The sequence below is a fragment of the Caballeronia sp. ATUFL_M2_KS44 genome (assembly GCF_023630965.1).
GTDB lineage: Bacteria > Pseudomonadota > Gammaproteobacteria > Burkholderiales > Burkholderiaceae > Caballeronia > Caballeronia concitans.
On sequence record NZ_JALQEA010000010.1, the window covers coordinates 23,066 to 37,370 of the forward strand.

A 14,305-nucleotide genomic window follows, 5' to 3' on the forward strand; every position below is an offset into this window, starting at 1 on the left:
CGGACGCGCGCCCTGATCCGCTCAAACCGCGCCGAATCGCAACCGCGTGAGCTGCTCGGCTTCGTTCGCGAGCAGCCGCGCCGCGTCGCGGATGGCGACATCGAGCGAGATGGGGCCCGGCGCGGGCGAGAAGCATCCGCTGAAATATTCCGACAGACGCGGCAGCGCGGCCGAATCCACCGCGCCCGACAGCAGCGACGCCGCCACGCCCGCCGCGCGCGCGTGCTTGCAGGCGATGAACGGCGCCTTGCCGTGCAGCGTCTGCACGTCGGAGCGTCCTTCGCCCGTGATCAGCCAGTTCGCGCCTTCGAGCGCCTCGTCGAGCCCGATCTCGCGCGCCACCACTTCCGCGCCGGTTTCGAACCGCGCGCCGAGCATGTGCAGCGCGAAGCCGAGGCCGCCCGCCGCGCCCGCGCCCGGTTCGTTTCGCTTGACGACGCCCATCGCCGGTTCGAGCCGATCCGCGAAATGGGCGAGGGCGGCGTCGATGATCTCGATCTGCTCGGGCGTCACGCCTTTCTGCGGTCCGAAAATCGCCGTCGCGCCGTGCTCGCCGTTGAGCGGGTTATCGACGTCGGACATGCCGACGAACTCTACTTCCTTGAGACGCGGATCCAGCCCCGAAGCGTCGATGCGCTCGATCATCGCGAGCGACGACGGCACCGGCGCAAGCTCCTGGCCGTGCGCATCGAAGAGCTTGAGTCCGAGGCCGACGAGCAGGCCCGCGCCGCCGTCGTTCGTGCTGCTGCCGCCGAGCGCCACGAAAAAGCGCCGTGCGCCCGAATCGAGCAGCGCGCGGATCGCCTCGCCCATGCCGAGCGTGCTGCGTTCGGTGACCGGCACGGCCATGCCGTCGGGATCGGTGATGCCGACCACTTCCGCCGTTTCGATGATCGCGCTGCCGTCGGCGAGCAGGCCCGTGGCCGCGTCGCGCCGCGCGGCCGCCGCGCCCCGCACGTTCAGGAGGCGCCGTTCGCCGCCTGCGGCAAGCATCGCGTCGAGGGTGCCTTCGCCGCCATCGGCCATCGGGCGAATGCGGATTTCGGCGTCCGGCCGCGCGCGTCTGATGCCTTCCGCGATCGCATTCGCGACACCTTCGGCGGAGAGCGATCCCTTGAACGAATCGGGCGCGATGACGACTACGGGAGCGGGCGCGGCTGGCGTGACGTTAGGCATGGTGTCTCGAATGTTCTGATAGTGGACGAAAACGATGGTTGAAAAGCCGTGGCGACGCCTCATGTATGCCATCCCGGCATGCCGGCGATTCACCGAGGCAATGCACGCGGCTCGTGCGGGCAAGTCGAACGGTTCAGCTTATCAGCGCCCCGCGCGCAGCAAAATAGCCGCGCTTCGATAGCGGGCATTGTGCGTCCGCGGCGCGTATCGCGAAAACGCGGATTTACGCCAAAACCCGGCCCTAAAACGGCCAAAATCGCGGGCAAAACGGCGTGAAACGCAGCATGCACGTCTGGTTAAGCGAGGGCCGTCTGATTTGTTTGCTAGAATGGCTGGCTCTGTTGGCTGACTCGCTCGGCGACGGTCCGGGCGTTCTTCGGAAGGCGCGCTGCAGCGCGCTCCTGAACATCGGGCTTCGCTCTGGGGAGCGCCGGCGGCCCCCAACGGACCCGCGCCTTTAGAACCGCGGAAGAACCGAACACCGAACATCGATTTACTCTAGGACGATTGAAGCCATGGCTAACGTAGTTGAAAACCTCGGCAAGCTCGAACGCCGCCTGACCATTTCCCTGCAGAAAGACACGGTGCAGAAGGAAGTGGATTCGCGCATCCGCCAGTTGGCCAAGAACGTGCGCATGCCGGGTTTCCGCCCGGGCAAGGTGCCGCTCAAGATGGTCACGCAGCAGTACGGCGGCCAGGTCGAGGCCGAAGTGCTGAGCGACAAGGTCGGCAAGGAGTTCTTCGATGTCACGCGCGCCGAAAACCTGCGCGTCGCGGGCCAGCCGAGCTTCGCGCCGAAGACAGAAGCCGCGGCCGATGCCTACGCTTTCGACGCGACCTTCGAGGTCTATCCGGAAGTGAAGCTGGGTGATGTAGCGACCGCTGAAATCGAGCGCACCGTGACGACCATCTCCGAAGCGGAAGTGGATCGCACGCTGGACATCCTGCGCAAGCAGCGCGTCCATTTCCACGCACGCGGCGAAGGCGGCGAGCACGGCGACGGCGGCGCGGACACGGCTGCCAAGGACGGCGACCGCGTCACGCTGGACTTCGTCGGCAAGCTGGACGGCGTCGAATTCGAAGGCGGCAGCGCACAGGACTTCGCGTTCGTGCTGGGCGAAGGCCGCATGCTGCCGGAATTCGAGCAAGCCGCGACGGGCCTGAAGGTCGGCGAAACGCGCGAATTCGACCTCAAGTTCCCGGACGACTATCACGGCAAGGATGTCGCCGGAAAGACGGCGCAATTCACGATCACTGTGAAAAAGATCGAATGGCCCCATCTGCCGGAAGTCGACGCGGATTTCGCGAAGTCGCTCGGAATCGAAGACGGCGATCTCACGAAGATGCGCGCCGAAATCAAGGACAACCTCGAGCGTGAAGCCAAGCGCCGCACGCAGCAGATCGTGAAGAACCAGGTCATGGACGCGCTGCTCAAGATTTCCGAGCTGGACGTGCCGAAGGCGCTCGTCGAGCAGGACCAGCAGCGTCTCGTCGACATGGCTCGCCAGGACCTGCAGCAGCGCGGCGTGCCGAACGCGGCAGACGCGCCGATTCCGGCCGAAATGTTCGCCGAGCAAGCCGAGCGCCGCGTGAAGCTGGGCCTCGTTCTCGCCGAGCTGGTGAAGGCCAACGATTTGCAGGCAAAGCCCGAGCAAATCCGCGCTGAAGTCGACGAATTCGCGAAGAGCTACGAAGACCCGAAGGAAGTCGTCCGCTGGTATTATTCGAACCAGCAGCGCCTCGCCGAAATGGAAGCGTACGTCGTGGAAAGCAACGTCGTCGAATTCGTGCTCGGCAAGGCCAAGGTGACCGACAAGGAAGTCAGCTTCGAGGAACTGGCCAGCGCAACGGCGCAAGCCTGACGCGAATGGCCGAGGGGCGTGCGGTGTCGTCGATGGCGGCCCGCACGCCTTTTTTGCATTAAAGTTTGAGCGTGCCCATGCCGTTTGAATGGCTGTTCCTCCGTCGTTCAGTATCCCTATTCCGAACAAGGAAATTGCATGACCTTTCGCGCTGAATTGCTCGACACGTTGGCGTCCCATGCTCCGCGGGACTTCGAAGCCCAGGCGCTCGGCCTCGTTCCGATGGTCGTGGAAACGAGCGGCCGCGGCGAGCGTGCCTATGACATTTATTCGCGTCTCCTGAAGGAGCGCGTGGTGTTCCTCGTTGGCGAAGTCAATGACCAGTCGGCGAATCTCGTTGTCGCGCAGTTGCTGTTCCTCGAAAGCGAGAATCCGGACAAGGACATCAGCCTGTACATCAACAGCCCGGGCGGCTCGGTTTCGGCCGGCATGGCCATCTACGACACGATGCAGTTCGTGAAGCCGGATGTCTCCACGCTGTGCATGGGACTTGCTGCCAGCATGGGCGCTTTCCTGCTGGCGTCGGGTGCGAAGGGCAAGCGCGTCGCGCTGCCCAATGCCCGCGTGATGATCCATCAGCCGCTCGGCGGCGCGCGCGGCCAGGCGTCGGATATCGAAATTCAGGCGCGGGAAATCCTGTACCTGAAGGAACGTCTCAACCAGTTGCTGTCGCATCACACCGGTCAGCCGGTCGAGCGCATCGCGCGCGACACGGATCGCGACAACTTCATGTCCGGCGACGACGCGCAAGCGTATGGCATCGTCGACCAGGTGCTGCACAAGCGTCCCTGAAGGCGTCCGGAGCGGCGCCGCACCGGGCCTCTAAAACAGGGCCGGTCAAATGCGGATGGCGCATGCGGCGCAACGCCAAAACGTGCTTCGGCCGGGCCACGCGGGCTAATCTGCGTGGCCGGATCGAAGGGCGTATCATGTAATGACAGTGTCCGGAGGCTTACACTTTTATGGCGGACAAAAAAGGTTCCAGCAGCGAAAAGCTGCTGTATTGCTCGTTTTGCGGAAAGAGCCAGCATGAGGTGAAGAAACTCATCGCTGGGCCGTCGGTATTCATCTGCGATGAATGCATCGACCTGTGCAACGAGATCATTCGCGATGAGGCGGCCGGCGCGGCGGAAGAGGCCGGGCTGACCAAGTCCGACCTGCCGAGCCCGCAGGAAATCAGCGATATCCTGAATCAGTACGTGATCGGCCAGGAACGCGCGAAGAAGATTCTCGCGGTGGCCGTGTACAACCATTACAAGCGGCTCAAGCATCTCGACAAGAAGGACGACATCGAGCTGTCGAAGAGCAACATCCTGCTGATCGGGCCGACCGGCTCCGGCAAGACGCTGCTTGCGCAGACGCTCGCGCGCATGCTGAACGTGCCGTTCGTCATCGCGGACGCAACCACGCTCACGGAAGCGGGTTATGTCGGCGAGGACGTCGAGAACATCATTCAGAAGCTGCTGCAGAACTGCAACTACGAAGTCGACAAGGCGCAGCGCGGCATCGTCTATATCGATGAAATCGACAAGATCAGCCGCAAGTCCGACAACCCGTCGATCACGCGCGACGTGTCCGGCGAAGGCGTGCAGCAGGCGTTGCTGAAGCTGATCGAAGGCACGATGGCGTCGGTGCCGCCGCAAGGCGGTCGCAAGCATCCGAACCAGGATTTCATCCAGGTCGACACGACCAACATTCTGTTCGTGTGCGGCGGCGCGTTCGACGGGCTCGAGAAGGTCATCACGGATCGCACCGAGAAGACCGGAATCGGCTTCGGCGCGAGCGTGAAGAGCAAGCAGGATCGTGATGCGGGCGAAGTGCTGCGCGAAGTCGAACCGGAAGATCTGATTAAGTTCGGCCTGATTCCGGAACTGATCGGCCGTCTGCCCGTCGTGGCGACGCTCGGCAAGCTGGACGAAGCCGCGCTCGTCAAGATCCTGATCGAGCCGAAGAACGCGCTGGTGAAGCAGTATCACAAGCTCTTCGCCATGGAGCGCGTGGAACTGGAGATTCGTCCGGCTGCGCTGCAGGCCATCGCGCAGAAGGCGATTCGCCGCAAGACCGGCGCGCGCGGGCTGCGTTCGATTCTGGAACAGGCGTTGCTCGATGTGATGTACGAACTGCCGACAATGAAAGGCGTTTCGAAGGTGATCGTCGATGACAACACCATCGACGGCGACGGCAAGCCGTTGCTCATCTACGAAGATGCGCCGAAAGTAGCAGGGTCGAACTAACTCGGGCTGTGTGTCGGCGAAAGGCCGTTCATGGCGACGTGAACGGCCTTTGTTTATTTTTTCGGTTTATCTTGTGGACGTTTGCTGACGATCTTGGACTACCGACTTTTCACTTCCGATAAAGGCTTGCAATAGCTCTTAACGGCCTTACTTACGAACGAACCGATTCCATTCATGGGGAAATGAAATGTCAGGAACCCAACTCCTCCCGCAGGAACGCATCACGCTGCCGCTGCTCCCGCTGCGCGACGTGGTCGTGTTCCCGCACATGGTGATTCCGCTCTTCGTTGGGCGGCCCAAGTCGATCAAGGCTCTCGAAGCCGCGATGGAAGGCGGCAAGCACATCATGCTCGTCGCCCAGAAAACCGCGGCGAAGGATGAGCCAACCGAAAAAGACATGTACGAAGTGGGATGTGTCGCCAACATCCTGCAAATGCTGAAGCTGCCCGACGGCACGGTCAAAGTGCTCGTCGAAGGCCTGCAGCGCGCGAAGACGCTGTCCATCGAAGAACAGGAAACGCAGTTTTCCTGCGATGTGATGCCGCTCGAACCGGACCACGCCGACAGCGCCGAAACCGAAGCGCTGCGCCGCGCGATCGTCTCGCAGTTCGATCAGTACGTGAAGCTCAACAAGAAGATTCCGCCCGAGATCCTGACGTCGCTGTCGGGTATCGACGAGGCGGGTCGTCTGGCTGACACGATTGCTGCGCATTTGCCGCTCAAGCTCGACCAGAAGCAGCACATTCTCGAAATGTTCCCGGTCATCGAGCGTCTTGAGCATCTGCTCGCGCAGCTCGAAGCTGAAATCGACATCCTTCAGGTCGAGAAGCGCATCCGTGGGCGCGTGAAGCGTCAGATGGAGAAGAGCCAGCGCGAGTACTACTTGAACGAGCAGGTCAAGGCCATCCAGAAGGAACTGGGCGAAGGCGAAGAGGGCGCGGATCTCGAAGAACTCGAGAAGCGCATCACCGCCGCGCGCATGCCGAAGGAAGCCAAGAAGAAGGCCGATGCCGAGCTGAAGAAGCTCAAGCTGATGTCGCCGATGTCCGCGGAAGCGACCGTCGTGCGCAATTACATCGACACGCTGATCGGCTTGCCGTGGCGCAAGAAGAGCAAGGTCAACAACGACCTCTCGAATGCGGAACGCGTGCTGGACGAAGACCACTTCGGTCTCGAAAAGGTCAAGGAACGCATTCTCGAATATCTCGCGGTTCAGCAACGCGTCGAGAAGGTGAAGGCGCCGATTCTGTGCCTCGTCGGGCCTCCGGGCGTCGGCAAGACGTCGCTCGGACAGTCCATCGCGCGCGCGACGAATCGCAAGTTCGTGCGCATGGCGCTCGGCGGCGTGCATGACGAGTCGGAAATTCGCGGTCACCGCCGCACGTATATCGGCTCCATGCCGGGCAAGATTCTGCAAAGCCTGGCCAAGGTCGGCGTGCGCAATCCGCTCTTCCTGCTCGACGAAGTCGACAAGATGGGCATGGACTTCCGGGGCGATCCGGCATCCGCGCTGCTCGAAGTGCTCGATCCGGAGCAGAACCACACGTTCGCGGACCACTACATCGAAGTGGACTTCGACCTGTCGGATGTGATGTTCGTCGCGACGTCGAACTCGCTGAACATTCCGCCGCCGCTGCTCGACCGGATGGAAGTCATCCGTCTGTCGGGTTACACCGAGGACGAAAAGGTCAGCATCGCGCAACGTTATTTGCTGCCGAAGCAGAAGCGCAACAACGGCCTGAAGGAAGGCGAGATCGACGTCACGGAACAAGCCATCCGCGACATCATTCGCTACTACACGCGTGAAGCGGGCGTGCGTTCGCTCGAGCGTGAAGTGTCGAAGATCTGCCGCAAGGTCGTCAAAATGCTGCTTTTGAAGAAGGCAGAAGGCGCGGTGAAGGTCGACGGTTCGAATCTCGACACCTTCCTCGGCGTGCGCAAGTACGACTTCGGGCTCGCCGCGAAGGAGAACCAGATCGGTCAGGTCACGGGTCTTGCGTGGACGGAAGTCGGCGGCGATCTGCTGACGATCGAAGCGGCGGTGATGCCCGGCAAGGGCGGCGTGATCCGCACCGGTTCGCTCGGCGACGTGATGAAGGAATCCGTCGAAGCGGCGCGTTCGGTGGTGCGCTCGCGTTCGCGTCGTCTCGGCATCACGGATGAGTCGTTCGAGAAGAAGGACATCCACATTCACGTGCCGGAAGGCGCGACGCCGAAGGACGGTCCGTCCGCCGGTATCGCGATGACCACGGCGCTGGTGTCGGTGCTGACCGGTATTCCGGTCCGCGCGGATGTCGCGATGACGGGCGAAATCACGCTGCGCGGCGAAGTGCTGCCGATCGGCGGGTTGAAGGAGAAGCTGCTGGCGGCGCATCGCGGCGGCATCAAGCTCGTGCTGATCCCCGAGGAAAACACGAAGGATCTGGCCGACATTCCCGACAACGTGAAGAACGCCATCGAGATCGTGCCGGTGCGGTGGATCGACCGCGTGCTGGAGCTTGCGCTCGAGCGCCTGCCCGAGCCGCTGCCCGAAGAAGAAGCGAAAGCGACGCCGGTCGCTGCGGAAACGCAGAAGGACCAGCCCGCTTCGGGCGATGTCGTGAAGCACTGAGGCATCGTCGGCAGCGTGGTTAAACGCCGCGTTGCAGAGCAGGGATGAAAACCCGCGGCATCGTCCGCGGGTTTTTTATTTCAAGCGCATGTGCAATCGCGTGGCAGTTCGCTTGTTACGAACGCGGCAAAAAATTCCCATGACACGCTGGCAAAGCTCTGAACGATGCGCTAAACTAGCTGACTCGCTGGATACGGAACTTCTAACCGAGTCCGTCAGCGAACGCAGCATGCGCCAAGTCGCAAGAATGGCGCGAAAGAATGGCGAAACGGGTGCTTAGCTCAGTTGGTAGAGCGGCGCCCTTACAAGGCGTAGGTCGGGAGTTCGAGCCTCTCAGCACCCACCAGTTTCCCATTCATCGTTTCGCTGCGCGTAAGTTCAGGAGCGGTAGTTCAGTCGGTTAGAATACCGGCCTGTCACGCCGGGGGTCGCGGGTTCGAGTCCCGTCCGCTCCGCCAGAATCAATCAGAAATCCCGTTGGCCTCACGGCTCGCGGGATTTTTGTTTTGCAAGTGAATCGTTAAATATCCTAACGAATGCGCTTACTCGGTTCGCAAGAACGCTGGGTAAATCGTCCGTTGATCGATCCGCAAGCGCCTGAAAACGCAAGAGACCGATGCCGCCGGCGAGCCTCTTCGACGCGATACAGACGCAATTCCTCCCCGGCTTTCGCCTTTTCCGCGCCCACTGTTGTAATATCGAGCGTTTTGTCTAACACGCAGCGCTCAGCATGCTCGACTTTTTCCGCAATCACCAGCGCCTGATGATGGCCTTGCTGATCCTCCTGATCGTGCCCGGACTGGGTATCGTCGGGATTCAGGGCTTCAGCAACTTCTTCGACGAAAGCGCTTACGTCGCCAGCGTGAACGGTCACAAGATCACGCGCGCCGAATACGACAGCGCCTTCAGGCAGCAAGTAGACCGCGTCCGCTCCATGCTCGGCGCGCAGTTCGATCCCAAAATGTTCGATACGCCCGAAACGCGTAGCGCAATGGTCGACAGCCTCGTGCAGCAGCGCGCCATGTCGGACGAGACGCAGCGGCTGCATCTCACCGCTTCGGACGACGCCGTGCGCCGCGCGCTCCTGTCCGACCCGGGCATCGCGTCGCTGCGCAAGCCGGACGGCACCATCGACGTCGAACGGTACAAGCAGCTTCTCGCCATGCAGGGCATGACGCCCGCGCAGTACGACGAGCGCATGCGCTACACCATCGCGAATCAGCAGATTCCGGCGAGCATCCAGCAGAGTTCGTTCACGTCGAAGTCGCTGGCGCAGAGCCTGACCGAACTCGCCGAGCAGCGCCGCGCCGTGCAGGGCATGTTGCTGCGCACCGCCGATTACGCCGCCAAGGTGCAGCCGACCGACGCACAACTGCACGCCTATTACGACGCGCATCGCAACGAATTCGCGACGCCCGAGACGGCCACGATCCAGTATCTGGTGCTGTCGCCGGCGACGCTCGCGGCGGCATCCAAGCCGAGCGACGCCGATCTCAAGAAGTTCTACGACGACAACATCCAGCGCTATCGCACGGAAGGCCAGGTGCGCGCGAGCCACATTCTCGTGAACGCGCCGAAGGACGCCAGCGCCGCCGACAAGGCGAAGGCCAAGCAGAAGGCCGAGTCGCTGCTCGCGCAGGTGAAGGCGCATCCGGACCAGTTCGCGGAAATCGCGCAAAAGAATTCTGACGATCCCGGCTCGGCGAGCAAGGGCGGCGATCTGGGCTACTTCGCGAAAGGACAGATCGCGGGCGGCAAGGCGTTCGACGACGCCGCGTTCAGCCTCAAGAAGGGCGAGGTCAGCAACATCGTCGAATCGGATTTCGGCTATCACATCATCCAGGCAACGGACGTGAAGCCGGCCGTCACCAAGCCGTTCGACGAAGTGAAGGATTCGATCGCCAAGGACTACGCCGCGCAGGAAGGCTCGAGCGCATTCGCAGCCGCCGCGACGGGCCTGAACGATATCGTCTACGAGAAGGCGAAGTCGCTGCAGCCCGCCGCCGACAAGTACAAGCTGACGATCCAGACCGCGACGGTCACGCCGAAAGCGAATCCGCAACTGCCGCAGGACAATCCGCTCAACAGTGCGAAGTTCCTCGCCGCCGTCTTCGCGCCGGATTCGGTGAAGGAGCACAACAACACGCAAGCCATCGACGTCGGCAACAACACGTTGATCGCCGCGCGCGTGACCGACTACAAGGCGTCCACCGTGCCCGCGTTCGACGCGGTGAAGGACGCGGTGCGCGGCAAGGTCGTCGCGGACATGGCGAGCGCCCAGGCGCGCAAGGACGGCGAGGCGAAGCTGGCCGACCTGCAGAAGTCGAAGTCGACGGAAGGCTTCACGTCGCCGATCACGGTTTCGCGCAACGACGCGCAAGGCCTGCCGCCCGCGGCGCTGAGCGCGGTCTTCAAGGCCGACGCATCGAAGCTGCCGGCTTACGTGGGCGTCGATCTCGGCGCGGACGGTTACGCGATCTATCGCGTGAACGGTATCGAGAAGGCCGCGCCTGTCGCGGCGGACCGTCTCGCAGGCGCGCAGCAGCAGATCGCGCAGCGCTACGCGGAAGCCGAAATGGATGCGTATATCGATTCGCTCAAGGCGCGCTCGAAGGTGAAACTGAGTCACGCGCCCGTGGCGTCGTCGAATTAGGGCGTGAAGGCATCGGCATAAAAAAACCCCGCTTCGGAAACGAAGCGGGGTTTTTGTTTCGCAGCACGCCTGAACCACGAACGCCGACGTCTCGGAACACCGGCGCGCGGGTATCGCTGTGCTTACAGGCAGCCCTGGATATCGCCGGTGGCGTCGCTGCCGGCTGCGCCTGCTGCGCGGAAGCCGACCCACGTGCCCGGACCCGACCACGACGGGCGCACCACGGCCGCTGCGCCGTTCGGCGGCTGCTGGCCGGGCACGAACACGTCGAGCGCCTGATCGTTGGCGAGCGTGTCTTGCGAAATGACCTGCTGCTGCGACTTCTGCGCCCATTTCTCGGAAATGCATTGCGCGACCGCCTTCGGCGCTTTCTGACTCGTGCCGACTTGCTGCACGCCCGCAGGCGGCTGCGCCGCGCAAGCCGAAATCGCGACGGTCAATGCGAGCAGGGAGAAGTATTTCACGTGACCTCCTTGTTGATTCGCTCTCTGGTGAGCGGGGTTATTAGAGTGACGCGAAAGTCTCAGATAACTGAATCGTGGCCGTCTTTCCGCGTTTGGTCGAAGCGCCTGCGCGGCCGGCGTCCTGATCATTGCGACGCGCCGGCGCCCAGCAAAGGTTTCAACGTTGGCCAGACGTTGTTCAATAGCAAGGGCTGAGCCTGCACCGTCGGATGAATCTGGTCGGACTGGAACATCGTGGGCTTGTCCGCGATCCCCGCCAGCAGAAAAGGCACGAGCGCCACCTTCTTGTCTTTTGCGATGCGCTCATACACCGCGTGGAACTTCTGCGAATAGTCGGGGCCGTAATTAGAAGGAACGTACATGCCGATGAGCAGAACCTTCGCGTGCGCGGCGAGCGACGCATCGACGATGCCGCGAAGGTTCGTCTCCGTGGTCGCGAGCGGCACGCCGCGCAGGGCATCGTTCGCGCCGAGCTCGACGATCACGACGGCCGGCTTGATGCGCGTCAGCACGGCGGTGAGCCTCGCGCGTCCTCCGCTCGTGGTGTCGCCGCTGATGCTCGAATTGGCGACGCTATAATCGAAACGCTCTTTTGCCAGCCGCTCGCGCAGCAGATTGACCCAGCCCGTGTCGCGCGGCAAGCCATATTCGGCCGATAAGCTGTCGCCCAGCACGACGATCGCGGGCTTCGTTTGAGGCGCAAGCGCCGCCTGCGCCTCGGCTGCTTCGACGTTCGACGCCGCCGCCGCGAGCATCGCGCCCGTCATGGCGGCCCGGATGAAACCACGCGCGCTCCAGTTCTTTTTCAAGGTGTCCATGCAAAACAATATCGAGCCGGTCATCGAAGTACGGGGATTAAGCAAGCGGGTGAAGGACGCAACGGGCGAGCTCACGATTCTCGACCAGATCGATCTTTCCATCGCGAAGGGCAGCAGCGTGGCGATCGTCGGCGCATCGGGCTCGGGCAAGTCGACGCTGCTCGGCCTGCTCGCGGGATTGGACAGCGCGAGCGCGGGCTCGGTTCGCCTGCTGGGCAAGGAGCTATCGACGCTCGATGAAGACCAGCGCGCCGCGCTCAGGAGCGGCGCGGTGGGCTTCGTGTTTCAGTCGTTCCAGTTGATGCCGCATCTGACCGCGCTCGAGAACGTGATGCTGCCGCTCGAATTGCGCGCCGAGATGCCGCACGATCAGATTGCCGAGCGCGCGCGTTCGCTGCTCGATCAGGTCGGTCTCGCCGCGCGCACGCGGCATTATCCGAAGCTGCTGTCGGGCGGCGAGCAGCAGCGCGTGGCGCTCGCTCGCGCGTTCGTCACGCATCCGGCGGTGCTCTTCGCCGACGAACCCACCGGCAGCCTCGACGCCGCCACGGGTTACGCGATCATCGACCTGATGTTCGAGATGAACAAGCGCAACGGCGCGACGCTCGTGCTCGTCACGCACGATCCCGAACTCGCCGAACGCTGCGACGCGACGGTGACGATCGAAGCGGGGCGGCTCGTCAACGGCCTGAGCGTCTAGCCATCAACGAACCGTTCCCGGCATTCAGCGCTTGAGCGCCTTGCGCGCGCGCTCGATCAGCGCGGACGTCGACGAATCGTGCTTCGATGCATCGACGCTCGCCGCCGTGATGTCCGCTTCGACGACCTTGCCGAGAATCTTGCCCAGTTCCACGCCCCACTGATCGAACGAGTTGACGTTCCAGACCGTGCCCTGCACGAGCACCTTGTGCTCGTAGAGCGCGATCAGCGCGCCGAGCGTTTGCGGCGTGAGCGCGTCGAGCATGATGGTCGTGGTCGGCCGGTTGCCGGGGAAGCTCAGATGCGTCGCGAGTGCTTCCTTGCCCGGACCCGCGACCTTCTTCGCTTCTTCGAGCGTGCGGCCGAGCATCAGCGCTTCGCTTTGCGCGAAGCAGTTGGCGAGCAGCTTCGCATGATGATCGACGAGCGGATGCTCCGGCGTCAGCACGGCGATGAAGTCGATCGGGATGAGCGTCGGTCCCTGATGCAGCATCTGGAAAAACGCGTGCTGGCCGTTCGTGCCCGGCTCGCCCCAGATCACGGCGGCGGTGGGGTAGTCGACCATGCCGCCGTCGAGCGTCGCGGACTTGCCGTTGCTTTCCATCTCCAGTTGCTGGAGATACGACGGCAGATAGTGCAGCGCCTGCGAATACGGCGCGATCAGATCGCTTTGCGAGCCGAAGAAGTTGCGATACCAGATGCCGATCATGCCCATCAGCACCGGCAGATTCTCGGCGAGCGGCGCTTCGCGGAAATGGCGATCCATCTGGTCCGCGCCTTCGAGCAGCGCATCGAAGTTCTTCGGCCCGACGGACAGCATGATCGACAGACCGACCGCCGACCACAGCGAATAACGCCCGCCGACCCAATCCCACATCTCGAAGACGTTCTCCTTCGCGATGCCGAACTTCACGACTTCCGCCGGATTCGCCGACACGCCGACGAAGTGCTTCGACAGTTGATCCTCGGGGCAGCCTTGCTGGATGAACCAGTTGCGCATCGAGTGCGCGTTGGTCATGGTTTCGAGCGTGGTGAAGGTCTTCGAAACGACGATCGCGAGCGTCTCTTCAGCGTCGATCTGTTCGAGCACGTTGTAGAGATCGGCGCCATCGACGTTGGAGACGAAGTGCGTATCCAGTTCCTTCGACGCGAGATGATGCAGCGCGTGCACGACCATCTTCGGTCCGAGATCCGAGCCGCCAATGCCGATGTTCACCACGTGACGAATGCGCTTGCCGGTATAGCCGGTCCACGCGCCGTCGCGCAACTTGTCGGCGAACGCGGCCATCTTCGCCTTTTCTTTCTGCACCTGCTCATGGAAAGGCGCGTCCGGCGACTGCGCGCGCAACGCGGTATGCAGCACCGCGCGTTCTTCCGTGATGTTGACGATGTCGCCATTGAACATCGCGTCGCGGCGCTTCGTGACGCCGGCTTCTTCGGCGAGCTGGATCAGCAGCTTGAGCGTGGCGTCGGTGATGCGGTTCTTCGAGAAATCGATCGTGAGCCCGCCGCCATCGAACGTCAGGCGCTCGGCGCGCGTCGGCGCGGTGTCGTTTTGCGGCGCGAACCAGTCGCGCAGGCGCTCGCCGGAGATGGCATCGTAATGCGATTGGAGCGCCGACCAGGCAGGAAGCGAATTGAGCGTCATAGCGGTCTGATAGTCGAGAGTGACAGGAGAAAACGTCCGTGCGAATGCGGTTCGGCGGGGCGGCGTGCGACGACCATCGGAGGTTCGTCGAATGCAGCCGGCGCCGCTGCGGTTGCCCGAATCAGAAAGGAGTATAGCGA

The 14,305-nt window shown here is 62.7% G+C and carries 10 protein-coding genes and 2 tRNA genes; 8 read left to right on the plus strand and 4 right to left on the minus strand.

Features of this window, described 5'->3' with window-relative positions:
• Positions 1-21 precede the first annotated feature (21 nt).
• Positions 22-1,176, minus strand: a complete 1,155-nt coding sequence (locus tag NCR39_RS06735) for a glycerate kinase (protein ID WP_250451553.1) — start codon at positions 1,174-1,176, stop codon at positions 22-24.
• Positions 1,177-1,691: 515 nt separating this feature from the next.
• On the opposite strand from NCR39_RS06735, the gene tig reads away from it, so the two are divergent.
• From tig to NCR39_RS06770, 7 genes are all read left to right on the plus strand, one after another.
• On the plus strand, positions 1,692-3,038 hold the full coding sequence (gene tig / locus NCR39_RS06740; protein ID WP_250451503.1) for a trigger factor: 1,347 nt from the start codon (positions 1,692-1,694) through the stop codon (positions 3,036-3,038).
• 138 nt (positions 3,039-3,176) lie between these two features.
• Positions 3,177-3,830 (plus strand): ATP-dependent Clp endopeptidase proteolytic subunit ClpP, encoded by a 654-nt coding sequence (gene clpP / locus NCR39_RS06745; protein WP_014191278.1) that lies wholly within the window; start codon positions 3,177-3,179, stop codon positions 3,828-3,830.
• A gap of 170 nt (positions 3,831-4,000) precedes the next feature.
• A complete protein-coding gene (clpX, locus tag NCR39_RS06750; protein WP_008349753.1) occupies positions 4,001-5,272 on the plus strand; it encodes an ATP-dependent Clp protease ATP-binding subunit ClpX in 1,272 nt (423 codons plus the stop codon).
• 187 nt (positions 5,273-5,459) lie between these two features.
• Positions 5,460-7,883, plus strand: coding sequence for an endopeptidase La (gene lon, locus NCR39_RS06755; protein WP_250451504.1), 2,424 nt, complete (start codon positions 5,460-5,462; stop codon positions 7,881-7,883).
• A gap of 270 nt (positions 7,884-8,153) precedes the next feature.
• A tRNA-Val gene (locus NCR39_RS06760) sits at positions 8,154-8,229 on the plus strand.
• Positions 8,230-8,264: 35 nt separating this feature from the next.
• Positions 8,265-8,341: transfer RNA gene (locus tag NCR39_RS06765), tRNA-Asp, on the plus strand.
• 272 nt (positions 8,342-8,613) lie between these two features.
• Entirely contained in the window at positions 8,614-10,536 is a 1,923-nt protein-coding gene (locus NCR39_RS06770; protein WP_250451505.1) for a SurA N-terminal domain-containing protein, read from the plus strand.
• A gap of 122 nt (positions 10,537-10,658) precedes the next feature.
• Here the strand turns inward: NCR39_RS06770 and NCR39_RS06775 are convergent, their stop codons facing one another.
• Positions 10,659-11,000: a hypothetical protein gene (locus NCR39_RS06775; protein ID WP_040048516.1), complete on the minus strand. Its 342-nt coding sequence runs from the start codon at positions 10,998-11,000 to the stop codon at positions 10,659-10,661.
• Positions 11,001-11,125: 125 nt separating this feature from the next.
• The gene (locus tag NCR39_RS06780) at positions 11,126-11,767 is read right to left on the minus strand and encodes an arylesterase (protein WP_250451554.1); all 642 of its coding nucleotides are present in this window, start codon (positions 11,765-11,767) and stop codon (positions 11,126-11,128) included.
• A gap of 49 nt (positions 11,768-11,816) precedes the next feature.
• Between NCR39_RS06780 and NCR39_RS06785 the strand changes: the two genes are divergently transcribed.
• Positions 11,817-12,518, plus strand: a complete 702-nt coding sequence (locus NCR39_RS06785) for an ABC transporter ATP-binding protein (protein ID WP_250451506.1) — start codon at positions 11,817-11,819, stop codon at positions 12,516-12,518.
• A 24-nt stretch (positions 12,519-12,542) separates the two neighbouring features.
• Here NCR39_RS06785 and pgi read toward each other — a convergent pair whose 3' ends face one another.
• Entirely contained in the window at positions 12,543-14,165 is a 1,623-nt protein-coding gene (gene pgi / locus NCR39_RS06790; protein ID WP_250451507.1) for a glucose-6-phosphate isomerase, read from the minus strand.
• Between the last annotated feature and the right edge of the window lie 140 nt (positions 14,166-14,305).

What these genes read in the sequence shown, in the direction of transcription:
- NCR39_RS06735 (WP_250451553.1), bottom strand. Translation starts at nt 1,176, where the DNA reads ATGCCTAACGTCACGCCAGCCGCGCCCGCTCCCGTAGTCGTCATCGCG.
- tig (WP_250451503.1), top strand. Translation starts at nt 1,692, where the DNA reads ATGGCTAACGTAGTTGAAAACCTCGGCAAGCTCGAACGCCGCCTGACC.
- clpP (WP_014191278.1), top strand. Translation starts at nt 3,177, where the DNA reads ATGACCTTTCGCGCTGAATTGCTCGACACGTTGGCGTCCCATGCTCCG.
- clpX (WP_008349753.1), top strand. Translation starts at nt 4,001, where the DNA reads ATGGCGGACAAAAAAGGTTCCAGCAGCGAAAAGCTGCTGTATTGCTCG.
- lon (WP_250451504.1), top strand. Translation starts at nt 5,460, where the DNA reads ATGTCAGGAACCCAACTCCTCCCGCAGGAACGCATCACGCTGCCGCTG.
- NCR39_RS06770 (WP_250451505.1), top strand. Translation starts at nt 8,614, where the DNA reads ATGCTCGACTTTTTCCGCAATCACCAGCGCCTGATGATGGCCTTGCTG.
- NCR39_RS06780 (WP_250451554.1), bottom strand. Translation starts at nt 11,767, where the DNA reads ATGACGGGCGCGATGCTCGCGGCGGCGGCGTCGAACGTCGAAGCAGCC.
- NCR39_RS06785 (WP_250451506.1), top strand. Translation starts at nt 11,817, where the DNA reads ATGCAAAACAATATCGAGCCGGTCATCGAAGTACGGGGATTAAGCAAG.
- pgi (WP_250451507.1), bottom strand. Translation starts at nt 14,165, where the DNA reads ATGACGCTCAATTCGCTTCCTGCCTGGTCGGCGCTCCAATCGCATTAC.